Origin of the sequence: Pseudomonas sp. WS 5071 (assembly GCF_012985765.1) — a bacterium.
Classification (GTDB): Bacteria; Pseudomonadota; Gammaproteobacteria; order Pseudomonadales; family Pseudomonadaceae; genus Aquipseudomonas; species Aquipseudomonas lundensis_A.
Map to the genome: position 1 here is coordinate 53,018 of NZ_JAAQWY010000026.1, position 23,687 is coordinate 76,704.

Consider the following 23,687-nt stretch of genomic DNA (forward strand, 5'->3'; position numbering starts at 1 on the left):
AACCCCCGGCCTGCCTGCGCAACCGGGCGGCGAGGGTGTTGAGTATGTGGCGTGCAAAAAAGCCCCCATGGCGTTCACCATGGGGGCTTTTGTGTAGCTGGCGTGCGTTACGCGGCTTTTGCCTCGGCTTCGCTCAGTGCGCGGTTCAGTGCGCTGAACAGGGCTTTGAAGCTGGCTGTGGTGATGTTTTCATCGATGCCCACGCCATGCACGGCACGCTCGCCGTTGACACGCAGTTCAATGTAGGCCGCCGCTTTGGCATTGGTGCCCGCCCCGATTGCATGCTCGTTGTAATCCATGATCTCGGCCTTGACCGGTAAGCCCGCTACCAGCGCCTCCAGAGCGCCATTGCCTTTGCCGCTCCAACGCAGGTTGGTTTCGCCCGCGCCCTTGGCGGACACCTCGACGTCGACGGCGCTGTGGCCATTCTCTTCTTGCAACCGATGGCTCACCAACGCGTAAGGCGTGTTGGCTTGCAGGTATTCGCTGTGCAACAGGCTGTGAATCTGCTGCGCGGTCATCTCCAGGCCCAGACGGTCGGTTTCGCGTTGCACGACCTGACTGAACTCGATTTGCATGCGGCGCGGCAAGCTGATGCCGTATTCCTGCTCGAGCAGGTAGGCAATACCGCCTTTGCCGGATTGGCTGTTCACACGAATCACTGCTTCGTAGCTGCGACCGATGTCAGCCGGGTCGATAGGCAAGTAGGGGACTTCCCACAATGCGTCCGGTTTCTGCTGCGCGAAGCCTTTGCGGATAGCGTCCTGGTGCGAGCCGGAGAAGGCCGTATGCACAAGATCGCCCACATACGGGTGACGCGGGTGGACCGGAATCTGGTTGCACTCTTCGACGACTTTGCGCACGCCATCGATGTCCGAGAAGTCCAGTTGCGGGTCCAGGCCCTGTGTGTACATGTTCAATGCCACCGTCACCAAGTCGACGTTGCCGGTGCGCTCGCCGTTACCAAAGAGGCAACCTTCGACACGGTCAGCGCCCGCCAACAGGCCCAGTTCGGTGGCCGCTACGCCGGTGCCCCGGTCGTTGTGGGTGTGCAGGCTGATGATGACGCTGTCGCGACGATTGATATGGCGACCGAACCATTCGATCTGGTCGGCATAAATATTCGGCGTGGCGCATTCAACCGTGGCAGGCAGGTTGAGAATCATCTTGTGCTCCGGGGTCGGGTTCCAGACCTCGATCACGGCGTCACAGACTTCTTTGGCAAACTCCAGCTCAGTGGCGCTGAAGGTTTCGGGCGAGTATTCAAAGGTCCACTGGGTTTCGGGCTGTTGCGCGGCGTATTTGACGAACAGCTTGGCTGCGCTGACGGCGATCTCCTTGATGCCGTCCTTGTCCTGATTGAACACGATTCGGCGGAAGGCCGGGCAGGTCGCGTTGTACAAGTGAACGATGGCCTTTTTTGCTCCGCGCAATGATTCAAACGTGCGCGCGATCAAGTCTTCACGGCCCTGGGTCAAGACCTGAATGGTCGTGTCATCCGGTATATGGCCGTCTTCAATCAAGGTGCGCACAAAGTCGAAATCGGTTTGTGAAGCGGCCGGGAACGACGCTTCAATCTCTTTCACGCCCACACTCACCAGCGTCTTCCAGAAGCGCAGCTTCTTGGTGGCATCCATCGGTTCGATCAGTGACTGGTTGCCGTCGCGCAGATCGGAACTGCACCAGATAGGTGCTTGAGTGATGGTTTTCGACGGCCAGGTCCGGTCAGGCAAATCAATGACAGGGAACGGCCGGTACTTCGAAGACGGGTTTTTGAGCATGGTCATCAGGCAATCCTTATTGTACGAGCCGAAAAAAGGCGGCTAACCGGAGATACAAAGCAGAGGGGCGAGGCACCGCAATCAGCTTTGCAGTCGTGCGCTGACGAGGCAAAGGCTGCGATGTTGACGTTGCAGAATGAGGGTGTGAGAGGTTTTCATGGCCTCAACCCTAACCATTGGCAGGGAGGATGGCAAGCGGCCAAAAAACTTTGAGAGAAATGCTCTTAAATGACATTTTTTCGAAGGTAAATAGCGCAATCTAATTTTTTTGTTGCTGTGGATTGCGCCGCATAAAGAGTCGTCGACGTTTTGTGCTGTGTGGCTGTGTGCAAATGTTACGGCTGGAAAGCGCCAATGAAAATCGCCGGATCGACGCGCGCATCATTCAGGCTGACGTTCCAGTGCATGTGCGGTCCAGTGGCGCGGCCGGTTGATCCAACCCTGCCCACGACATCACCCCGTGCCAGTTGCTGCCCGACCTGGGTGTCAACCTTCGACATGTGACAAAACATGCTGATGAAGCCCTGGCCGTGATCGACAAACACCGTATTGCCATTGAAGAAATAATTGCCGATCAAAATCACCTTGCCTGCGGCGGGCGTTTTGATCGGCGTACCTGCAGGCACGGCAAAATCCAGACCCGCGTGTGGGTTACGTTCTTCGCCATTAAAGAAACGTCGCACCCCGAACTTGCTCGACAGGGGGCCAGTAACCGGTTTATCGAGCAGCAGGTTGCTCGGCGTATTAGGGCTGAACGTGCGGTAGGCCTTGATCTGAATGGCCAGCTCGTTGTCGATGCGTTTGATGTCAGCGGGGTTCGGGTTGACCTGACGCTGATTTTTCAGCGTGATCCGTTGCTCGGGGTATTTTTTGTGGCCAACAGTGAAATTCAGGTCTTGGCCTCCCGTGCTGATGGACTGAGTACCGGGTTTGACGGTTAACGGGATACCAACGATGGCACGCCAGGTGTCCTGTTCCTTGACCACCAGCACCGGTTTGCCCTGGTAGGTGGCTTTGGGCGCCTGTACGCCGTTGCCCAGTTCAATTACGGCCACGCCCCCTGGCACCGGTTTATTGAGTAGGCGGGTGATGTAACTGTCAGCCGCGTGCGCGTTGACAGTCAGGCATAGCAACAAAAAGGCAGAAGCGAAACGCAGCATCGATCAATCCAATAGTGAAAGGGTGACAGGCGTGAGGTGATTATCCTCGACGCGCACGTGGAGTTCGCCTTCACCGAGCTTGGCTTTCAGGCGTTGGCCATTGTGGGTTTGTTCGGCACTGCGGATGGCGTTGCCTCGCTCGTCAAGCAGAATGCTGTAACCGCGGCCCAAAGTAGCCAGCGGGCTGACCACATTCAGCGTCTGCATCTGACTGTGCAACTGCAGGCGACGGGCTTTCAAGCCTTCACGCATGGCCCGCGGCAAACGTTCGGCCAAGCTGTCGAGGCGTTGACGCAAGAGGGCCAACTGACGGCCGGGATGCTGGCCTGCCAGACGAGTTTCCAGACGAATCAAGCGTTCGCGACGCGTATTGAGGCTGCGTTCAAAGGCCCGTCGCATGCGCATATCCAGGTCATCCAGACGTTGCGCTTGCTGGCGCAGACGTTCCCCCGGGTGACGCAAGCGGCGCGCGAGCCCGTCAAGGCGCAGGCGTTCGCGCATCAAGCGATCACGCATACGCATCATCAGACGCCTGTGCAGGCTTTCAATACGGTGCTGCAAGTCGCTGGAATCCGGGGCCAGCAATTCGGCGGCGGCAGACGGTGTAGGCGCGCGCACATCGGCCACGAAGTCACTGATCGAGACATCGGTCTCGTGACCGACAGCGCTCACAATCGGGGTTACACAGGCATCGATGGCGCGGGCCACGGCCTCTTCGTTGAAACACCACAAGTCTTCCAGGGAGCCGCCGCCACGGGCCAGGATCAGCGCATCAAAGCCGCGCGCGTCGGCCATTTTCAACGCGCGCACGATCTGCGCAGTGGCTTCGCGTCCTTGGACGGCGGTAGGAATCAGGGTCAGCTCGACGTGAGGTGCGCGCCGGCGAAATACGCTGATGATGTCGCGAATCACCGCGCCGGTGGGCGAACTGACAATCCCGATACGCTGCGGGTGGGCGGGCAGGGCAACCTTGCGTTCAGCGCTGAACAGGCCTTCGGCGCTGAGCTTTTCTTTCAGTGCCTCAAAGGCCAACCGCAGCGCGCCGTCACCCGCGGGTTCAACGGTATCGAGGATCAGTTGGTAATCGCCCCGGCCTTCGAATAACGACACCTTGCCGCGCACCTTGACCGCCAGGCCGTCTTTTAATGCTTGGCGCACGCGGGCAGCATTGTTGCGAAACAGCGCGCAGCGCACCTGAGCGCCGCTGTCTTTGAGTGTGAAATACACGTGGCCGGACGCCGGGCGGGCGAGGTTGGAGATTTCGCCTTCGACCCAGATGTTGCTGAACACGTCTTCGAGCAACACCCGGGCTCGGCCGTTGAGCTGGCTGACGGTCAGGACTTCGCGGTCGAGATTGAGTCTTGCAAAGGGGTCTTTAATCATGTCGGCCATCATAAGGGCGGATTGTTATGACTGCACGTATCTGGTTACAGTCCGCGCACTAAAAACAAGGAAGTTGCCCCATGGATCTGCCTTATACCGGGAGCGAGTGGCTGTTGCTGGAGCTGGCCATTGCACTGGCGTACATCGTGTTTGGCGTAGCCGGGTTCGGCACGGCGCTGGTGGCGGGACCGCTGTTGATCCTGTGTCTTCCCCTGTCGAAAATAATCCCGCTACTGGTGTTGCTTGATTGTGTAGCGGCATTTGGCAATTGGTTGCCTGCGCGTCGCGACGTGGCGCGTCGCGAACTTTTACGTTTACTCCCTTGTATGGCGTTGGGTTGTGTTGTCGGGGTGGTGTTTCTGCTGAACCTCAAGTCAGATTTATTACTGCTGCTGATGGGAATATTCATCAGCGCGTATGCGGTTTATAGCTTGGCCGTGAAGGTACGGCCGAAGCACGTGCCTGCCGGTTGGGCGATTCCGACCGGCACCGTGGGCGGATTATTTGGTGCATTGTTTGGCAGCGGTGGCTTTTTGTATGCGCTGTACCTCAATGCGCGTTTGCCCAAAGAGGCGGCGCGGGCCACGCAAAGTGCGTTGATCAGTTGCAGCACGGTGGTGCGCCTGAGCTTGTTTGTGATTGCCGGGGTGTACGCCGATGGCGCTCTGCTGCTATTGGCCGTGTGTCTGTTACCGGCAATGGCGCTTGGGCTATGGGCAGGGCGACGACTGACGCGCAAATTGTCCCGCGAGGCCTTTGTGCGACTGGTGACATGGCTGGTGCTGGCCAGCGGCATCGCGCTGATCGTCCGCTACTTGAGCGCTTGACCTCAGGGGATCAGGCTTTAAGCTGCGCCCCCTGAGACCCAGCAGCCTGCGCCAGTGTTTACACTTTTGGCTTTGTTTTCTTTTTTATACGTGTCGTTTGTCATGAATTCGCAAAGCATCATCGTCCCCAAAATCTCCACCTTGCCGGTTCATGAGCCGCGCGCCCGCGCGATCGTGCGCTGGTTGGTGCGCAAGAACATCATTGAAGAAGCCCTGACCACGTGCGGCCGCACCGGCAACGGCATGGCCCATGCGATCGCGCCGGGGGCTGCCGACGTCGTGCTTCATCCCGAGGCGCTGCCGTTCGCGGAGCCGGTCAATGGCCTGGAAATCATTACCAAGCGCTGCATCTATACCCCGGCCAAGGGGTTTCTTGAAGAGGCCGGATGCGCCGAGTGCCGCAAGGAAGTCGGTGAGGCGCTGTTCGAAAGCCTTGAAGACTGGATGCCGGGGCGTACAGACAACTTCACGTGCCCGTTATGTGGTCATGAAGATGACATCAATGGCTTCCTGTTCTTGCAGCCGTGCGCGTTCTCCAATCTGGGGTTCATCTTTAATAATTGGGCCGAAGCGGGTTTCAAGCAGAGCTTCCTGGATGAATTTGCCGACTGGCTGGATCAGCCGGTGGCGTGGGTGAAGGTGGAGCTTTAACGCTTGTGCCGGTGCCAGGGCGTTTTTCTGCCTTGGGAGTCAGCAAATCATTGACCCTTAGCGTAAAACTCTCTAAAGGTTTCCGTTGAGCCGCACAGGTGTTTTAAGTACAATGGCGCGCTTCCATTTTCCCGCTCGGGAGCCCCAGCGATGCTGCGTATCAGCCAAGAAGCACTCACCTTCGATGACATCCTTCTCGTCCCCGGTTATTCCGAGGTTCTCCCGAACGAAGTCAGCCTCAAGACTCGTTTGACCCGTGGCATTGAACTGAATATTCCGCTGGTTTCCGCCGCAATGGACACCGTAACTGAAGCCCGTCTGGCAATCGCCATGGCTCAGGAAGGCGGTATCGGTATCATCCACAAGAACATGACCATCGAGCAGCAAGCTCACGAAGTCCGCAAGGTCAAGCGCTTCGAAGCCGGTGTGGTTAAAGAGCCCATCACGATCGAGGCAGATGCAACCGTCCGTGAGTTGCTCGAACTGACCCGTCAGCACAACATCTCCGGCGTTCCGGTCCTGCAAAATGGCGACCTGGTCGGTATCGTGACCTCCCGTGACGTGCGCTTTGAAAACCGTCTGGAAGCCTCCGTACGCGATGTGATGACGCCTAAAGAGCGTCTGGTCACCGTCAAGGAAGGTGCCGACAAAGAAGAAGCCCGCGAGCTGTTGCACAAGCACCGCATCGAGCGCGTCCTGATCGTTGACGACAAATTTGCCCTCAAAGGCATGATGACCGTTAACGACATCGAAAAAGCCAAGGCTTACCCGTTGGCCAGCAAGGACGATCAAGGTCGTCTGCGTGTGGGCGCTGCGGTCGGCACCGGCAAAGACACCGCCGATCGCGTTGCAGCGCTGGTTGCTGCCGGCGTTGACGTTGTCGTTGTTGATACCGCGCACGGTCACTCCAAAGGTGTGATCGACCGCGTACGTTGGGTCAAGCAGAACTTCCCTGAGGTTCAGGTGATTGGCGGCAACATCGCCACCGGCGCTGCGGCGCTGGCGCTGGCCGAAGCGGGCGCTGACGCGGTCAAGGTCGGTATCGGCCCAGGCTCGATCTGCACCACCCGTATCGTGGCCGGTGTTGGCGTTCCGCAAATCAGCGCGATTGCCAATGTGGCTGCTGCCCTTGAAGGCACTGGCGTTCCCCTGATCGCCGATGGCGGCATCCGTTTCTCGGGTGACCTGTCCAAGGCCATCGTGGCCGGTGCGTCCTGCGTGATGATGGGTTCGATGTTTGCCGGTACTGAAGAAGCACCGGGCGAGATCGAGCTGTTCCAGGGTCGCTCGTACAAGGCCTATCGCGGCATGGGTTCGCTGGGTGCGATGTCGCAGTCCCAGGGTTCGTCTGACCGTTACTTCCAGGACTCTTCTGCGGGTGCCGAGAAGCTGGTGCCGGAAGGCATCGAAGGTCGCGTACCGTACAAAGGCTCGCTGACAGCGATCATTCACCAACTGATGGGCGGTCTGCGTTCTTCGATGGGTTACACCGGCAGCGCCGACATCGAGCAAATGCGTACCAAGCCAGAGTTCGTGCGTATCACAGGTGCCGGCATGGCTGAATCTCACGTCCATGACGTGCAGATCACCAAGGAAGCGCCAAACTATCGCGTAGGTTGATAGTGATCGCACCTAGGCCAGTGCCGGGTGCGATGCGAATTAAGTAACCGGGGCTGTTTGATTCAGCCCCGTGTCGTTTCTGAAATTAATCGAGATTTTGTCATGGCCCTCGACATTCACGCTCACCGCATCCTGATCCTGGACTTCGGTTCCCAGTACACCCAGCTGATTGCCCGCCGCGTGCGCGAGATCGGTGTTTACTGCGAACTGCACCCGTTCGACATGGACGACGCCGCGATCCGCGAGTTCGCCCCAAAAGGCATCATCCTGGCAGGCGGCCCGGAGTCGGTTCACGAAGCCAACAGCCCGCGCGCACCGCAGGCCGTGTTCGATCTGGGCGTACCGGTATTCGGCATCTGCTACGGCATGCAGACCATGGCCGAGCAACTGGGCGGCAAGGTTGAAGGTTCCGAGCTGCGTGAGTTCGGTTATGCCCGTGTAGACGTAGTCGGTAAAAGCCGCCTGCTCGACGGCATTGAAGACCACATCGACTCCGACGGCCTGTTCGGCCTGGACGTATGGATGAGCCACGGTGACAAAGTCACCAAAATGCCTTCTGACTTCCACATTCTGGCCAGCACCCCGAGCTGCCCGATTGCCGGTATGTTCAACGACGAACGCGGCTACTACGGCGTTCAGTTCCACCCGGAAGTGACCCACACCAAGCAGGGCGGCCGCATCCTGTCGCGCTTCATCCTCGACATCTGCGGCTGTGAAGCCCTGTGGACGCCGTCGAAGATCGCTGAAGACGCCATCGCCAACATCCGTGCCCAGGTAGGCTCCGACAACGTGTTGCTCGGTCTGTCGGGCGGCGTGGACTCCTCGGTCGTGGCGGCCTTGCTGCATAAGGCCATTGGCGACCAACTGACCTGTGTGTTCGTCGACAACGGCCTGCTGCGCCTGCACGAAGGCGAGCAAGTGATGGCCATGTTCGCAGAGAACATGGGCGTCAAAGTGATTCGCGCCAACGCTGAAGACCAGTTCCTCAACAACCTGGCTGGCGAATCCGATCCTGAGAAAAAGCGCAAGATCATCGGCCGTACCTTTATCGACGTGTTCGATGCCGAATCCTGCAAGCTGGACAACATCAAGTACCTGGCCCAAGGCACCATCTACCCGGACGTGATCGAGTCGGCTGGCGCCAAAAGCGGCAAGGCACACGTCATCAAGTCGCACCACAACGTGGGCGGCCTGCCGGAAGAAATGAACCTCAAGCTGGTTGAACCTCTGCGCGAGCTGTTCAAGGACGAAGTGCGTCGTCTGGGGCTGGAACTGGGCCTGCCGTACGACATGGTCTACCGTCACCCGTTCCCGGGCCCGGGCCTGGGTGTGCGCATCCTGGGTGAAGTGAAGAAGGAATACGCCGACATCCTGCGTCGTGCTGACCACATCTTCATCGAAGAACTGCGCAAGGCCGACTGGTATCACAAAGTCAGCCAGGCATTCGTGGTGTTCCAGCCAGTGAAGTCGGTAGGTGTTGTGGGCGACGGCCGTCGTTACGCCTGGGTTGTGGCCCTGCGTGCGGTAGAAACCATCGACTTCATGACCGCGCGTTGGGCGCACCTGCCTTACGAACTGCTGGAAACCGTAAGCGGTCGCATCATCAACGAAATCGAAGGCATCTCCCGCGTCACCTACGACGTGTCGAGCAAGCCGCCGGCAACGATTGAGTGGGAATAAGTCTGGCCGGTTAACCGGTTCGATGTGAAAAAGGCGGTCAACACTCAGTGTTGGCCGCCTTTTTTGTTTCTCCGGGTTGTCACTGTTCGGCTGTCCGGGGCCTGGTCATTGAGGAGAGCAAGCCTGCGCGCAACCAGTGAGTGAACGACCTAGCGCCGCGCCACATCGGAAAAGTAAAACTTGTCCAGCGTGTGCCGCGACTCGGTGTACTCAAACTGCCGGCCGTCCTGCAAAAACGTCTGGTTGCTGACCACGATCACATGGCTTTGGCCGTCCATGTCCAGGTGTTGCTGATCGTCCTGGCTGCGCGGCACGGCTTCGATGGTGCGCTGGGCGTAGCTGATTTGCAGCTTCAGTTGCTGTTCGATATAGGCATAAATCGAGTGCTGGGCGATGCCTTCGTCCAGCCCCGGGATCAGGTCGGTCACGAAGTGGTTGATGTCCAGAATCACGCGTTTGCCATCGATGCGCCTGACCCGTTTGATGCGGGTGATGGCGCTACCTGCCTCGGCATCAATGTGCTTGTGCAGGGCTCCTTCGAGGGCAACCTGGCTGAACTCGACGACATCGGTGCTGACGTTTTCACCCAGCCGCGGCCAGGTTTCTTGAAAGCTGACGATGCCCCCCAGTTGAAATTCAATCGGGCTGGAAGACAGTACAAACGTCCCTTTGCCATGCACCTTGTGCGCAAAACCGCGCTCCTGCAGTTGCTCAATCGCTTTGCGCACCGTGCCGCGACTGGCGTCGTAGGTGCTCATCAGCTCTGCTTCCGAGGGCAGGCGGGCACCGCGTTGCAGCCGCTCGGTGGTAATGCTGGCAAGCAGATCGCTATAGATCTGGTTGTATTTGGTCATGGCGATGGCTCTATGCCGATGGGTGCTCAGGGCCCGAACCTTAAGGGCAGGGCTCAGGCAGCGCAAGTCTCATAAAGGATTGGGAGTCTTCATACGCAGTTTTCAGAACGTCCTCTCAGACTCAATCCTGTGCCCGCGAATGAAAAATAAAATAACTCAACTCGTCTGTACCAGTTATTGATTTAACTGGTACAGACGAGTATTTTTCGTTTCAGCGTGCTGCCTCAACGACGCGCCATAAAAATAATGACAAGCGGGAGATACGGCATGAGCCACGATTACTCATCCATCGCCAGCGAGCTGCTCAAAAGCCTCGGTGGTGCCGACAACATCGAACAGGCTGCGCACTGCGTCACGCGTCTGCGCCTGGCGCTAAAAGACGTGAATCGGGTCGACAGTGCAGCGCTCAATCAGATCGATCTGGTCAAGGGGTCTTTCTTCAACGGCGGGTTGTTTCAAATCGTGATCGGCCCCGGCGACGTCGAAAAGGTGTATGCCGCCTTACGCGAGCAAACCGGGCTGGCGGCTGCCATCCTGGCTGACGTCAAACAAAAGGGCGTCGACAAGGCCAACGCCATGCAGCGTCTGGTACGGGTGTTTTCGGAGGTGTTCATGCCGATTCTCCCCGCGCTGATCATTGCCGGCCTGTTGATGGGCATCAACAACCTGATCGGCGCCAAGGGCATGTTCATCGAAGGTCAGACCTTGCTTGAGGCCTACCCCAAGCTGGACGGGCTGTGGAGCCTGATCAACATGATGGCCAATACCTCCTTTGTATTTCTGCCCGCGCTGGTCGGCTGGTCGGCAGCCAAACGATTTGGCGGCAGTGAAATCCTGGGCATTGTGCTGGGCCTGATGCTGGTCCACCCCGACCTGCTCAATGCCTGGAACTATGGCAAGGCCGTGGCCGGGCTGGAGGGTCAAAGCCTTCCCTACTTCGACATTTTTGGTCTGTTCCAGATCGAGAGGGTCGGCTATCAAGGGCAAATCCTGCCGATCCTGCTGGCCGCCTATGTGATGAGCGTGATCGAGAAATGGTTGCGTGCGCGGGTGCCCAATGCCATTCAATTACTGGTCGTGCCGATAACGACCATCGTCATTACCGGTGTGCTGGCGCTGGCAATCATCGGCCCGGTAACGCGGCACCTGGGTATTTTGATCACCGAGGGCGTGGTCACGCTGTTCAATCTGGCCCCCCTGATCGGCGGCCTGATTTTTGGCCTGCTGTATGCCCCTATGGTGATTACCGGCATGCACCACATGTTCCTCGCGGTCGACTTGCAGTTGATCTCCACGCAGGGCGGCACCTTTATCTGGCCGATGATTGTGATGTCCAACCTGGCGCAAGGCAGCGCGGCACTCGGGGTTTTCTACATGAGCCGCAATGTGCGTGAGCGCAGCATGGCCTCCACCTCGGCAGTCTCGGCCTATTTCGGAATCACCGAACCGGCCATGTTCGGCATCAACTTGCGTTACAAATTCCCGTTTTATGCGGCGCTCACAGGCTCGGCACTGGGCAGCATTTTCCTGTCGTTAAATCAGGTCCAGGCTTCGGCAATAGGTGTCGGCGGCTTGCCCGGTTTTATCTCGATCATCCCTCAACACATCCCCATGTTCGTGATCGGGATGCTCGTGGCCATCGTGGTGCCGTTCGTCCTGACCTGTGTCCTGAACATGAAAATCATCCGCCCCGGTTTCCGCGTGGCCTGACTTCCGTCATTTGCCGGCAATGACGCAGAGCAAAGCAAGGAACTTGATATGCACGACTGGCAGCGTTCGGTGATCTACCAGATCTACCCCAAGAGTTTTTACAGCCACGCCGGCAATGCCACGGGCGATTTGCTGGGGGTGGTCGACAAGCTCGATTATCTGCAATGGCTGGGGGTCGATTACCTGTGGCTGACGCCGTTTCTGCGTTCGCCCCAGCGGGACAATGGCTACGACATCAGCGACTACTACGCCATTGATCCGAGCTACGGCAGCATGGCCGATTGCGAGCTGCTGATTCTCGAAGCCCGTGCCCGGGGCATCAAGTTGATGCTCGATATTGTGGTCAATCACACCTCCACGGAACACCCCTGGTTTCAGCAAGCCCGCAGCAGCCTCGACAACCCGTATCGAGACTTTTATATCTGGCGCGACCAGCCAAACAATTGGCATTCCAAGTTTGGCGGGTCAGCGTGGGAGTACGAAGCGCAGACTGGCCAGTACTACCTGCACCTGTTTGACCACACCCAGGCCGACCTCAATTGGGACAACCCCACGGTGCGCGCCGAGGTCTATAAATTGATGCGCTTCTGGCGCGACAAAGGCGTGGGCGGTTTCCGTCTGGACGTCATCAACCTGATCTCCAAGCCCGCCGATTTTGCCCAGGATGACAGCGACGGCCGCCGTTTTTACACCGATGGCCCGCGTGTGCACGCTTACCTGCAAGAGATGCACCGCGAGGTGTTCGCCGGGCACGATCTGGTCAGCGTCGGCGAGATGTCTTCGACCTCCCTGCAACACTGCATCCGTTACTCGAATCCGCAGAGCCGTGAGCTGTCGATGACGTTCAATTTTCATCACTTGAAGGTGGACTACCCAAACCAACAAAAGTGGGTGCACGGCGACGTCGATTTCCTGGAGCTCAAACGCATTCTCTCTGACTGGCAGCAGGGCATGCAGGCCGGTGGTGGCTGGAATGCGCTGTTCTGGTGTAACCACGATCAGCCCCGCGCCGTTTCGCGCTTTGGTAATGACGGCGAGTACCGCGTGCTGTCGGCCAAAATGCTGGCCACCGCCCTGCATGGCTTGCAAGGCACACCCTTTGTCTATCAGGGTGAAGAAATAGGCATGACCAACCCGGGCTTCGAGCACATCGAACAGTACCGCGACGTCGAAACCTTGAACATCTACCGCCTCAAGCGCGACGCAGGCGAGTCCCATGCCGGGTGCATGGCCGCGATCATGCAAAAGTCGCGGGACAACGGCCGCACCCCGATGCAATGGGACCATCAGCCGAATGCGGGTTTCAGCAGCGCCCGGCCCTGGATAGACCTGCCTGACAATGCCGCCCGCATCACGGTCCAAGACCAGCGCAATGACCCGTCTTCGGTGTTGCACCACTACCGCCACCTGATTGCCTTACGTCGCGCTGAGCCGTTACTGCAACACGGCAAATATCGCCCGTTATTGTTGGAGCACCCGCACGTCTGGGCCTACCTGCGCGAGGGCGATGACGAGCGATTACTGGTGCTCAACAACTTTTACGGCATGCCCTGCGATATCGAATTGCCTGCTGAGGTCATCAGCGAGCACATGCCGCAGCGTGTACTCATCAGCAACTACGACGACTGCCCGCAGCGAACGCGACGCATCACGTTAAGGCCCTACGAATCGTTCGTCCTGCACGTGCAGTCCTGAAGCGCATTCAGCCTTGCAGGCCGCGTTGTGCGGTCTCAAGCAGCCTGTTGCAGCGGCGACAGGCGTTTTGCCCGCAGCGTTTTACCCATAAAAATAAAAAAAGGTGGATGTATGAACTCAACACTCAACCGCAGCGTAATCGCCGCGTGCTTAGGCTTGCTTGCGCCCTTGCCATCACAGGCCCTGGAGTTCTCGGGCTACCTGCGCAGTGGCGTTGGCAACGCGCTCAACGGTGGAAAACAAACCTGTTTCAAGCTCCCCGGCGCTGAAACCAAATACCGGCTGGGCAACGAGTGCGAGCAGTACGCGGAGCTGGAACTTCGCCAGGACATTTTGACCCTCGATGACGGCTCGGTGCTCAGCGTCGACGGCATGGCGTCGTTTTATAACCGGTATAACCGCCAGCTCACCTTCCAGGGGGAGAACGGTTCGGTGCGCATGCCCCAGCTGTATGCACAATGGTCGAACCTGCCGAGTCTCAATGGCGGTTCGCTGTGGGCCGGGCGCCGTTACTACAAACGTAACGACATCCACATCTCTGATTTCTACTACTGGAACCAGAGCGCCACAGGCGGGGGCATCGAAGATGTACTGATCGGCGGCCTGAAATACAGCTACGCCTTGTCCCGCAAAGACAGCCTGTATCAAAAAGACCCTGTCACCCGTCACGACGTTAACGTGGCCGGATTCAAGGTCAATCCCGGGGGCGAGCTGGAGTTTGGTCTGACCTACCTGGAAAAGCCTTCGCGCAGCAATGCCCACAGCGGTTGGGCGATCACCGCCCAGCATGTGCAAAACGACTTTTTGGGCGGCCGCAACAAGTTCGCAGTGCAGTACGGCGAAGGGGCGGGCACGGGACTCGGTTACACCGGCAATACTCAACTGGACAACAGCAGCAAACGCTATCGCCTGGTTGAGTTTTTCGACTGGCAAGTGACACCGCGTTTTGGCGGCCAAATCGAAGCGGTCTACCAAAAGGACGTTCGTCCCCAGGGTGGCAATCAGCACTGGACGTCGCTTGGCGTACGCCCGGCCTACGCGATCAGTGAGCAATTCAAACTGGTGACGGAGCTGGGCCACGATCAAGTCAGGGCCGCAGACGGCACCCGCACCCTGAGCAAATTCACCTTCGCGCCCACCTGGTCGCCCAAGGGGCCCGGCTTTTGGGAGCGCCCCGAAATTCGCCTGTATTACACCTATGCCCGCTGGAACAAAGCTGCGCAGCTCGCCGCCAATCAATTGGACGCCGGTTCGGCGTTATCTGACAGCGGCGCGTTTGGCAGGGCGCGGCATGGTTCAAACATGGGGTTGCAGGTCGAGTACTGGTGGAAATAAGCGACGCTGCCGGGGCTCGCACGCCATCGGCACTCAAACTCTCTATTGCAGGTGAAGTCATGGTTACACCCTCACAACTGGAACTGCTGGCGCCCCTGTCGGGAATCGTGCGTGCACTTGATGATGTCCCCGACCCGGTGTTTTCCAGTCGCCTGATGGGCGACGGCGTGTGCATCGATCCAACGTCGCAGATGTTGTGCGCCCCGCTGGCGGGCGTCGTCACTAACGTGCAGCACACCGGGCATGCCCTGAGCATCACCCATGACAGCGGCGTGCAGGTGCTGCTGCACATTGGCCTGGACACGGTGAACCTTCAAGGCAAAGGTTTCATCGCGCAGGTGGAAGACGGCCAGCGTGTTGAGGCCGGGCAACCGTTGATCGAGTTTGATGCCGATTACCTGGCGCTTCATGCGCGCAGTTTGCTGACGTTGATGCTGGTCATCAGCGGCGAAGCGATTCAGTCGCTGGCGCAATGCGGGGTGAAGGTCGAGACCGGTCAGCCTGTGTTGCACGTGCACGTGAAAACAGGGACGCAACCTGCGTCCGCCAGCCATGAAGATCGTCCAGTGTTGCATTCGCAGGCCGTGTTGCTGCCCAACCCCAACGGCCTGCATGCGCGTCCGGCTGCGGTTTTGGCTCAGGCTGCAAAAGGTTTTGCTGCGCGTGTTCAACTGCATCGCCAGCACGACAGCGCCAACGCCAAGTCGCTGGTAGCGATCATGGCGTTGCAAACCGCGTATGCAGACAGCGTTTACCTCAGTGCTGCGGGGCCGGATGCCGACGCGGCCATCCGTGAGCTGTCCGAGTTGCTGGCACAAGGATGCGGCGAAGAGGTTGAGTTTGTGGTGTTGGCTCCTGACCCGCAACCCGTCGCCAATGATGAGGTGTCAGATGTGCTGCGCGGGGTGTGCGCCTCCACGGGGTCGGCGTATGGGTATGTGGTGCACGTGGCGCAAAGCGCGCTGGAAGTGGTCGAACAGGCCAGCGAGGCACAACGCGAACATGCGGCGCTGCAACACGCGCTGGACCGTGCGGCCATTGAGCTGCAAGGCTTGCGCGATGACGCAGCAAGTCCGGCGCAGAGTGAGATCTTTCGGGCTCATCAGCAGCTGTTGCAAGACCCGAGTTTGGTGGAGCATGCCGCTGAACTGATCAACTCCGGCAAAAGTGCGGCCTTCGCTTGGCGCAATGCCACCGAAGCCACCGGGGCGTTATTCAAAGGGTTGGGCAGTCCGTTACTGGCGGAGCGGGCGCTGGATCTCGAAGACGTGGGGCTGCGCGTGCTGAAACGGATTCTCGGCGTGGATGACAGTGCGCTGGCATTGCCCGATCAGGCGATATTGGTGGCGGAACAACTGACGCCCTCGCAAACGGCCAGGCTGGATACCCGCAAAGTCGTGGGATTTGCCACCGTGGGCGGAGGGGCTACCAGCCATGTCGCCATTTTGGCCCGTGCCCTGGGCATCCCGGCGTTGTGTGGGGTGTCACCTCAGGTGCTGGCGCTGGCCAGCGGCTTGCCGGTTTTGTTGGATGCCGATGCGGGTCAGTTGCACTTGCAGCCCGATATCAAACAGGTAGAGCGGCTGGGTGAGCAGCGCGCACTGCGTCAGGACCGGCACCAGCGGGATTTGCAACACGCGTCCTTGGCCGCCTGCACCCGCGACGGGCACCCGGTTGAGATCACGGCCAACATTGCCTCGCGGGCAGAAGCTGAACACGCGATGACGCTGGGCGCCCACGGTGTCGGGCTGCTGCGCTCGGAGTTTTTGTACCTGGATCGCAACCGCGCCCCTTCCCATGACGAACAAGTGGCGACTTACAGCGAGATTGCTCGCTCCGTAGGCCTTGACCGCCCGTTAGTCGTGCGCACGCTGGATGTGGGCGGCGACAAGCCGCTGGCCTACGTGCCGATGACCAGTGAAATCAACCCGTTTCTGGGCATGCGCGGGATCCGTTTATGCCTTGAACGCCCTCAATTGTTGCGCGACCAATTGCGCGCCATTCTGAGCTGTGCCGGGCTAACACAGTTGCACATCATGCTGCCGATGGTGACGAATCTGTCGGAGCTTCGAATTGCACGGCAAATGGTGCAGGAGGAGGCGCAACGGTTGGGGCTCGCCCACTTGCCCAAGCTGGGCATCATGATCGAAGTGCCCGCCGCTGCCTTGATGGCCGATCTGTTTGCACCGGAGGTGGATTTCTTCTCGATTGGCACCAACGACCTGACTCAATACACCTTGGCCATGGACCGCGATCATCCGCGTCTGGCCCGTCAGGCCGACAGCTTGCACCCGGCAGTGCTGCGTTTGATCGCTCACACGGTCCGGGCAGCCCACGCCCACGGCAAGTGGGTGGGCGTCTGTGGCGCCTTGGCGTCCGAGCCGTTGGCGGTGCCGGTGCTGCTGGGCCTGGGAGTGGATGAGCTGTCGGTCAGCGTGCCGCTGATCCCGGCGATCAAGGGGCGGGTGCGCGAGATCGATTTCAAGGCCTGTAAGGTTTTGGCAGAAAAGGTGCTGGCGCTTGAAAGTGCCGAGCATGTACGAGCCACCTTGCAGCCTCAATCTGTGGGTGTGGAGTTCTGAATATGTTTGAAAAAATGCGTCAGGCGCTCTGGAAAGCGCTGAGCCCGGATCTGGTGCCCGATGCGGCCAGTGCTGCCTCATCCTTGCTGGACAGCGCTGTGTTGGCGGCCTTGGGCGGGGCCGATAACGTTAAATCCGAACAAAAAGTCGCACTGACCCGCGTGCGTGTCGAAGTGTGCGATGCCTCGAAAATGGCCGCGCATGTGCAGGCCTTACCCAACGTCATGGTCTTTGCCAATGGCGTGGTGCATGTGCTCGACGGCAGTTAACCCACGTTTCGGGGTGCGGCCCTTCGCCACCCCGGCCTTACTGTTTCTCAACTGCAGGTGTATCGTATTCGCCTTTTGCGGGCCTTGAGCCTGTTTACGATACGAGAGGTAGTTGAGCCCATGTCCTTTACCCGTCGACAAATACTCGGTGGTTTGGCCGGCCTGGTCGTGGTGGGTGTCGGGGCGGGTGGCGCTTCGCGCTACTGGCTGGGAAAAATGGCGGACGCCGAGGCGGGCCACGATTACGAACTGATTGCCGCGCCGCTGGACGTTGAGCTGGTGCCCGGCCACCAAACCGAAGCCTGGGCCTTTGGTCCTTCGGCGCCGGGCACCGAGCTGCGGGTGCGCCAGGGCGAATGGCTGCGGGTACGCTTTATCAACCACCTGCCAGTGCCCACCACCATTCACTGGCACGGTATCCGCCTGCCGCTGGAAATGGACGGCGTGCCTTATGTTTCCCAGTTGCCGGTATTGCCGGGCGAATACTTCGACTACAAATTCCGGGTGCCGGACGCTGGCAGCTACTGGTATCACCCACACGTCAACAGTAGCGAAGAACTGGGCCGCGGGCTGGTGGGGCCGCTGATTGTCGAGGAGCGCGAGTCAACCGGCTTTGAGCACGAGCGCACGTTGAGCATCAAAAACTGGCACGTGGATGAGGAGGGCGGATTCATGCCATTCAGCATCACCCGCGAAGCCGCACGCGGCGGGACGGCCGGGCGCCTGTCCACGATCAACGGCAGCCACGTGCCGACTATCGAACTGCCTGCCGGGCAAATCACCCGTGTGCGCCTGCTTAACCTCGATAACACCTTGACCTACCGCATTAACATTCCGGGGGTGGAGGCCAAAATCTACGCGCTGGACGGCAACCCCATCGCACCAAGGCCGCTGGGCAAGGAGTACTGGCTGGGCCCCGGCATGCGCATTTGCCTGGCAATCAAGGCGCCTGCCGAAGGCGAAGAATTGTCCCTGCGTGACGGGCCTGTGCGCCTAGGCACGTTGCGTGCGGTCGCCAGCCCCGGTTCAGCAACGCAATGGCCGCCCGCACTGCCTGCCAATCCGATCGCCGAGCCGGACGTGGCGAACGCCGAAAAACTCAATTTCAACTTTGAATGGGTAGGGTCGGTGTCGGTCAATCAAAGCGGCGATCAACCCCCGAGCCTGTGGCAAATCAACGGCGTTGCCTGGGACATCAAGGACAAGACCTGCGCTGATCGGCCGATCGCCAAACTCAAATTGGGGCAAAGCTACATCTTCGAATTGAAGAACATGACCCAGTACCAGCATCCGATCCATTTGCACGGCATGACCTTTAAGGTGCTGGCGTCCAATCGCAAAAAAATCACCCCGTATTTCACCGACACCTATTTGTTGGGTAAAAACGAGCGTGCCCGCGTGGCGTTGGTGGCGGATAATCCCGGCGTGTGGATGTTCCACTGCCATGTGATTGACCACATGGAAACGGGCCTGATGGCCGCTATTGAGGTTTCCTGATGCGACAAGGGCGTCAACCCCGGATCATCGACCGCAGCCGCGATCAAGACTACATGCGAGAAGCGCTGGCCCTCGCGGCCCAGGGCGCGGCCCTGGGTGAAGTACCCGTGGGGGCAGTGCTGGTGCAAAACGGCGAGATTATCGGGCGCGGTTTCAACTGCCCGATCAGCGGTCACGACCCCAGCGCCCATGCTGAAATGGTCGCCATCCGTGCCGCAGCCGCTTCGGCCTGCAACTACCGCCTGCCGGGCAGCACGCTGTACGTCACGCTGGAGCCGTGCAGCATGTGCGCGGGCCTGATCGTGCATTCGCGGGTGTCACGCGTGGTGTATGGCGCGCTGGAGCCCAAGGCCGGGATTGTGCAGAGTCAGGGGCAGTTCTTCACCCAGGGCTTTCTCAACCACCGGGTGCTGTTTGAAGGCGGGGTGCTTGCCGACGAATGCGGCGCGATCCTGAGCGATTTTTTCAAGGCCCGTCGCGCCAAACCGCCGTTGTAGCGGCTGACGCGTCGCGGGTTAGCGGCGGATCACTTGCGGGCAACAATCACTGCGCGCATCGGCGCAGGCAAACCCTCGATGGTTTTGCTGTGGTCGTTGGGGTCGAGGTAGTCGCTCAACGACTGGAACTTCATCCACTCCGTCGCCCGCTGCTCCTGGACGGTGGTAATGCTCACGTCCACACAGCGCACATCGCTGAAACCGGCGCGCCGCAACCAACGCTCCAGCGCCGGAATCGACGGCAGGAACCACACGTTGCGCATCTGTGCGTAGCGGTCTTCCGGCACCAGCACTTGATTCTCGTCGCCTTCAATCACCAAGGTTTCCAGCACCAGCTCGCCGCCCTTGACCAGGCAGTCCTTGAGCGCCAGCAAATGCTCGATGGGTGAGCGGCGGTGGTAGAACACGCCCATGGAAAACACGGTATCGAAGCCTTCAAGGTTCGGTGGCAGGTCTTCGAACGGGAAGGGCAAATGCCACGCGGCGTCTTGCTGCAAGAAGCGCTGCACGGCCTGGAACTGACAGAAAAACAGCCAGTTCGGGTCAACGCCGATGACGCTGTGGGCACCTGCGCCCAGCATGCGCCACATGTAGTAGCCGTTGCCGCAGCCCACATCGAGGATGCGTTTACCGTTGAGATCGATGTGCGGCGCGACCCGCGACCATTTCCAGTCCGAGTGCCATTCGGTGTCGACATGCACACCGAACAGGTCAAACGGGCCTTTACGCCACGGCGACAGGCCCATCAGTGCCTGACGCATCCGCGCGCGGGTTTCGTCGTCGCAGTCGGTGTCGAGGGTCAGCCCGTTGAGCAAGTCGATTTCGGTGGGCTTGACGTCAGGTAACGCGTCCAGGGCGCTCTGCCAGCGTTCAAGGTCGCCATGGCCTTTTTCCATTTTGATGTCGAGCTGAGCTTGCAGGGTGTTGGCCCATTCAGCCAGGGGCGTACCGGCCAGACGCCGGGCAAGAGGGGAAAGATCAATCATGGCAAGGCAATCAACGAGGCAAAGTTAAGACACTGGAACCACGGCACGACTTTCGAGAACCCGGCCGCGAGCAAGCGTTCACGGTGTTCTTCGAGGCTGTCGGGCTTCATGACGTTTTCGATGGCGCTGCGTTTTTGCGCGATCTCCAGATCGCTGTAGCCATTGGCGCGTTTGAAGGCAATGTGCAAGTCAGTGAGCAGGGCATGTTCTTCGGCGTCATTGAAGCGCAGCTTCTCCGACAGAATCAGCGCGCCGCCCGGCAACAGCGATTGGCGGATGCGCCCGAGTAAAGCCAGCCGTTGCTCGGGGGCTATGAATTGCAGGGTGAAGTTCAGCGCAACCACCGAAGCGGGTTCGAACGCCAGCGCCAGAATGTCGCCTTCGATCACCTCAACCGGCAACAGCTCCTGAAACATCGAGTTTTGCCCGTTCAGGTATTCGCGGCAGCGTTCGACCATCGCCGCCGAGTTGTCCACCGCAATGACCTTGCACCCTTCGCTGCGCACATGGCGGCGTAACGCCTGCGTCACCGCACCCAGCGAGCTGCCCAGGTCATAAAGGACACTGTTTGGTTGGGCGAATTGCGCAGCCAGCACACCGAGGTTTTCCACAATGGTCGGGTAACCGGGCACCGAGCGTTTGATCATGTCCGGGAACACCCGCACCACGTCTTCGTTAAAGGCGAAGTCCGGCACCTGGGCCAGGGGCTGGGCGAAAATACGGTCGGGTTCTTTGCTCACGAGGGTTCCGGCGATGGAAATTTAAAAGGGGCGGCATTTTAGCCAAGTTGGCGCCGGAGTGCGCGGTCTGTCTGATAAACCGCGCAGCATTCTGAACATGCCTACACAGTGTCAGGGGCATTCACACAATGATGACGAGACACTCACGTGGCCGGTCAGGGTGATGTTCTTCTGCTCGCTGTCCTGCGCGGTGAACGTGAACTCACGGATGTAATACGCGTGGTCGATGATGTCCAGCGTCAAGGCGCCGCTTATCCCTTCGCAGTTGTAATAGATTTCATTGCCACCGACGACAGCGAACTCCACATACGACAAGCCCTGAATCGGTCCGGGTTCACCCTGTTTGAACGTGTGTGTTCCGCTTTCAATACCCAGGTCAACAATGAAATTAATTACCCGGTATTCGTACGAACCAAAGGTTGCAGCTGAGGCTGCAATGGAAAGGGTGTTGAGGCCGCTGCCTAACATGATGTCATCGGCTTTGAAATCAGCGCGGTCAGTAATGGTGGCCGACGCGTCGCTGATCAGTGCCTGTTTATGGCGTGGCGAATGCTTGGGGCTTGGCTTGAGTGTGCCTTTGACTCTGTCTTTGCCGCGGGTAGAAAAGTGATTGGCCATCATCGAACCCTCGCTGACTGATTGGGTGTACGGAGACGGTATTAATGATGGCTGCGGGCATGGCGTCTACTGTCATAAATAACACTTGAGGGGTCAGCGTTTGCCCTGGCTGAACGCCGATGCGGCAATGCCCCATTGGCCGAGCCAGTAGCTGAGAATAATCAGGTACGGCGCCGCACCGAACTTAACCACGAAGCGGTCAATTCCGATCAGGCTGTCGGAGACCACAAACGCCAGTGCGCCGCCCGCTGCCAGCCACGTCGAGCGTGCAGGTACATCAGTCCCCACGCGGGCGAAGGCGCGCCACAGCATGGCGCTGATCGTGAAGGCGTAGACAAAAACTGGAATCAGCATCTCCCCCAGGCCATGGCTGGCCATGACGCTCAACAAACCGGCACCGGCTGCCAGCGCCAGTATCAGGGGCAGTGCTGCGAGACGGCGGCAATCGGCCAGATAGGCCTTGAGGTAAGCCAAATGGGCCAGCAGAAACGCCCCGAGGCCAAACACAAACAAGTCCACGGGCCAAGCCAGCAGCAGGTCACCGAGCAACGAAAACAGCAAACCGATACTGATCCAGCGCCGGTAAAGGCTGGGCGGCGCATCTTGCAGCCAGCCGAGCAATGCCAGCACGGGCAGGGGTTTGCTCAGCAGGCACAACAGCGTGGAGTGCATGTTCACGCCGTACAGATACGCGGCGGCCCCCATGACAGCGAGGATCAGCCATGGCATGTCAGTTCACCGTAACAGGGCAGTCAAACACGTGAGCGGGTTCGGCCTCAGGCTCCCAAGGCTGTTGATACGTCAGGCGCAGGCGACCGGTGCCCGGGGCAAATGCTTGAAAGCGCCAGGTGGATTGCCCGCCGCTGCCCAGTAACTGGCCACTGTCGGCGCTTTTGTAGACTTCTGGGCCGAGGCTGCGTAACACGCCGCCTGCCGAATCCTGAATGGCCCAGCGGTAACCGGTCGTGGGGTTACTGGGCAGGGTCAGCGTCAGGTTTTGCCCCGTGTGCAATTGCATCGGGCAGTCACTTTGTTCTTCCACAATCACGTTATGTGCCGGTTGCTGAGCGCAAGCTGTCAGCAAGGTGAAACTGAGCAAGGGGATCAGACGCGCGGGGGACATTGAAGGCTCCGTCGGGACAATAACAAGCGCGCAGCATAACCCAAGACGGCTATCGGGCTATGCCACGCGGTCAAAGTCGCGAGCGGGCCTTAATAATTGAATGAGGCGTGAGGAGGGGTCACCGTGAAGTCGCCGCAGACCTCAAAAGGGTCGGTCAGATGGTCTGTACCTTCAAAGGTGAACAGGCGTGCGCTGTAGCAGCTCTCGATCACAGACAAGTGCAGGGTGCCCACCTCGGCCTGAGTCAGGTGATACACCAGGTCGCCATTTTTCTCGATGCATTCTGTGTAAGACATATCTCTGACCGGACCCTGCTGCCCGCGTTTGTACAGGTAAATGCCGGACTGGATATTGACGTCCAGAGTCAAGGACACGCAACGATACTGCGGCGATCCGAAGTCTTCGAATTCTGCGGTAATCACAATCTTTTTTTGGCTGCTGGCAAAGGTGATTTCCTGCGCTTCGAACAGATGGCGGCAAGACACCTCGGCCCTCATCTCACCCGTTGTTCTGGGATGGAACAGCGGTGTGCCCAAAGCCTTCTGCCATATAACAGCAGGGTTTCCATATCCAGGGTGTTGCAGTGCCATGATCTAAGCCCATCCAGCGCTAACGGTTCTGGGCCTATTAGTGACGGGATTGGATTTTGTGTCTACTGACAGAATTGACAGGGGGTTTG

21 protein-coding genes are annotated in these 23,687 nt (G+C 59.1%); 11 read left to right on the forward strand and 10 right to left on the reverse strand.

Going from position 1 to position 23,687, the window contains the following annotated elements; all coding sequences use genetic code 11:
• Nucleotides 1–107: 107 nt before the first annotated feature.
• The 3 genes from leuA to xseA form a co-directional block, all read right to left on the reverse strand.
• Entirely contained in the window at nucleotides 108–1,787 is a 1,680-nt protein-coding gene (leuA, locus tag HBN61_RS16390) for a 2-isopropylmalate synthase (protein WP_094993101.1), read from the reverse strand.
• 329 nt (nucleotides 1,788–2,116) lie between these two features.
• Nucleotides 2,117–2,941, reverse strand: a complete 825-nt coding sequence (locus HBN61_RS16395; protein WP_169963151.1) for a M23 family metallopeptidase — start codon at nucleotides 2,939–2,941, stop codon at nucleotides 2,117–2,119.
• Between the two features lie 3 nt (nucleotides 2,942–2,944).
• Nucleotides 2,945–4,324 carry an exodeoxyribonuclease VII large subunit gene (gene xseA / locus HBN61_RS16400; RefSeq protein WP_170047215.1) on the reverse strand — a complete coding sequence of 460 codons (1,380 nt, stop codon included), beginning with the start codon at nucleotides 4,322–4,324 and terminating at the stop codon, nucleotides 2,945–2,947.
• A gap of 80 nt (nucleotides 4,325–4,404) precedes the next feature.
• On the opposite strand from xseA, the gene HBN61_RS16405 reads away from it, so the two are divergent.
• The 4 genes from HBN61_RS16405 (at nucleotide 4,405) to guaA (ending at nucleotide 9,102) form a co-directional block, all read left to right on the forward strand.
• Nucleotides 4,405–5,151, forward strand: coding sequence for a sulfite exporter TauE/SafE family protein (locus HBN61_RS16405; RefSeq protein ID WP_170047217.1), 747 nt, complete (start codon nucleotides 4,405–4,407; stop codon nucleotides 5,149–5,151).
• A 102-nt stretch (nucleotides 5,152–5,253) separates the two neighbouring features.
• Complete coding sequence (locus tag HBN61_RS16410) at nucleotides 5,254–5,802, forward strand: sugar ABC transporter ATPase (RefSeq protein ID WP_094993792.1); 549 nt, start codon at nucleotides 5,254–5,256, stop codon at nucleotides 5,800–5,802.
• Between the two features lie 150 nt (nucleotides 5,803–5,952).
• The gene (gene guaB / locus HBN61_RS16415; protein WP_094993730.1) at nucleotides 5,953–7,422 is read left to right on the forward strand and encodes an IMP dehydrogenase; all 1,470 of its coding nucleotides are present in this window, start codon (nucleotides 5,953–5,955) and stop codon (nucleotides 7,420–7,422) included.
• 102 nt (nucleotides 7,423–7,524) lie between these two features.
• Entirely contained in the window at nucleotides 7,525–9,102 is a 1,578-nt protein-coding gene (gene guaA, locus HBN61_RS16420; RefSeq protein WP_169963159.1) for a glutamine-hydrolyzing GMP synthase, read from the forward strand.
• A gap of 149 nt (nucleotides 9,103–9,251) precedes the next feature.
• On the opposite strand, the gene treR is transcribed toward guaA, so the two are convergent.
• Entirely contained in the window at nucleotides 9,252–9,956 is a 705-nt protein-coding gene (gene treR / locus HBN61_RS16425) for a trehalose operon repressor (RefSeq protein WP_170047219.1), read from the reverse strand.
• A gap of 267 nt (nucleotides 9,957–10,223) precedes the next feature.
• Between treR and treP the strand changes: the two genes are divergently transcribed.
• The 7 genes from treP to tadA all read left to right on the forward strand — a co-directional run bounded on the left by treP (nucleotide 10,224) and on the right by tadA (nucleotide 19,541).
• Nucleotides 10,224–11,666 (forward strand): PTS system trehalose-specific EIIBC component, encoded by a 1,443-nt coding sequence (treP, locus tag HBN61_RS16430; RefSeq protein ID WP_170047221.1) that lies wholly within the window; start codon nucleotides 10,224–10,226, stop codon nucleotides 11,664–11,666.
• Between the two features lie 48 nt (nucleotides 11,667–11,714).
• Nucleotides 11,715–13,361, forward strand: coding sequence for an alpha,alpha-phosphotrehalase (gene treC / locus HBN61_RS16435; RefSeq protein WP_170047223.1), 1,647 nt, complete (start codon nucleotides 11,715–11,717; stop codon nucleotides 13,359–13,361).
• A gap of 111 nt (nucleotides 13,362–13,472) precedes the next feature.
• Entirely contained in the window at nucleotides 13,473–14,696 is a 1,224-nt protein-coding gene (locus tag HBN61_RS16440) for a maltoporin (RefSeq protein WP_170047225.1), read from the forward strand.
• A 59-nt stretch (nucleotides 14,697–14,755) separates the two neighbouring features.
• The gene (ptsP, locus tag HBN61_RS16445) at nucleotides 14,756–17,278 is read left to right on the forward strand and encodes a phosphoenolpyruvate--protein phosphotransferase (protein ID WP_170047226.1); all 2,523 of its coding nucleotides are present in this window, start codon (nucleotides 14,756–14,758) and stop codon (nucleotides 17,276–17,278) included.
• Nucleotides 17,279–17,280: 2 nt separating this feature from the next.
• The gene (locus HBN61_RS16450; protein WP_094993743.1) at nucleotides 17,281–17,547 is read left to right on the forward strand and encodes a PTS transporter subunit EIIB; all 267 of its coding nucleotides are present in this window, start codon (nucleotides 17,281–17,283) and stop codon (nucleotides 17,545–17,547) included.
• A gap of 120 nt (nucleotides 17,548–17,667) precedes the next feature.
• Nucleotides 17,668–19,044 carry a multicopper oxidase family protein gene (locus tag HBN61_RS16455; RefSeq protein WP_094993744.1) on the forward strand — a complete coding sequence of 459 codons (1,377 nt, stop codon included), beginning with the start codon at nucleotides 17,668–17,670 and terminating at the stop codon, nucleotides 19,042–19,044.
• Nucleotides 19,044–19,541 carry a tRNA adenosine(34) deaminase TadA gene (gene tadA / locus HBN61_RS16460; RefSeq protein ID WP_094993745.1) on the forward strand — a complete coding sequence of 166 codons (498 nt, stop codon included), beginning with the start codon at nucleotides 19,044–19,046 and terminating at the stop codon, nucleotides 19,539–19,541. The genes HBN61_RS16455 and tadA overlap by 1 nt, the downstream gene beginning before the upstream one ends.
• Before the next feature lie 29 nt (nucleotides 19,542–19,570).
• Here the strand turns inward: tadA and cmoB are convergent, their stop codons facing one another.
• The 6 genes from cmoB to HBN61_RS16490 form a co-directional block, all read right to left on the reverse strand.
• Nucleotides 19,571–20,527 carry a tRNA 5-methoxyuridine(34)/uridine 5-oxyacetic acid(34) synthase CmoB gene (cmoB, locus tag HBN61_RS16465; RefSeq protein ID WP_094993746.1) on the reverse strand — a complete coding sequence of 319 codons (957 nt, stop codon included), beginning with the start codon at nucleotides 20,525–20,527 and terminating at the stop codon, nucleotides 19,571–19,573.
• Nucleotides 20,524–21,267 (reverse strand): carboxy-S-adenosyl-L-methionine synthase CmoA, encoded by a 744-nt coding sequence (cmoA, locus tag HBN61_RS16470; protein ID WP_094993747.1) that lies wholly within the window; start codon nucleotides 21,265–21,267, stop codon nucleotides 20,524–20,526. The genes cmoB and cmoA overlap by 4 nt, the downstream gene beginning before the upstream one ends.
• Before the next feature lie 111 nt (nucleotides 21,268–21,378).
• On the reverse strand, nucleotides 21,379–21,888 hold the full coding sequence (locus HBN61_RS16475) for a hypothetical protein (protein ID WP_094993748.1): 510 nt from the start codon (nucleotides 21,886–21,888) through the stop codon (nucleotides 21,379–21,381).
• 90 nt (nucleotides 21,889–21,978) lie between these two features.
• On the reverse strand, nucleotides 21,979–22,614 hold the full coding sequence (locus tag HBN61_RS16480; RefSeq protein ID WP_170047227.1) for a lysoplasmalogenase: 636 nt from the start codon (nucleotides 22,612–22,614) through the stop codon (nucleotides 21,979–21,981).
• Between the two features lies 1 nt (nucleotide 22,615).
• Complete coding sequence (locus HBN61_RS16485) at nucleotides 22,616–23,008, reverse strand: protease inhibitor I42 family protein (protein WP_170047229.1); 393 nt, start codon at nucleotides 23,006–23,008, stop codon at nucleotides 22,616–22,618.
• A gap of 89 nt (nucleotides 23,009–23,097) precedes the next feature.
• A complete protein-coding gene (locus HBN61_RS16490; protein ID WP_094993751.1) occupies nucleotides 23,098–23,598 on the reverse strand; it encodes a hypothetical protein in 501 nt (166 codons plus the stop codon).
• Between the last annotated feature and the right edge of the window lie 89 nt (nucleotides 23,599–23,687).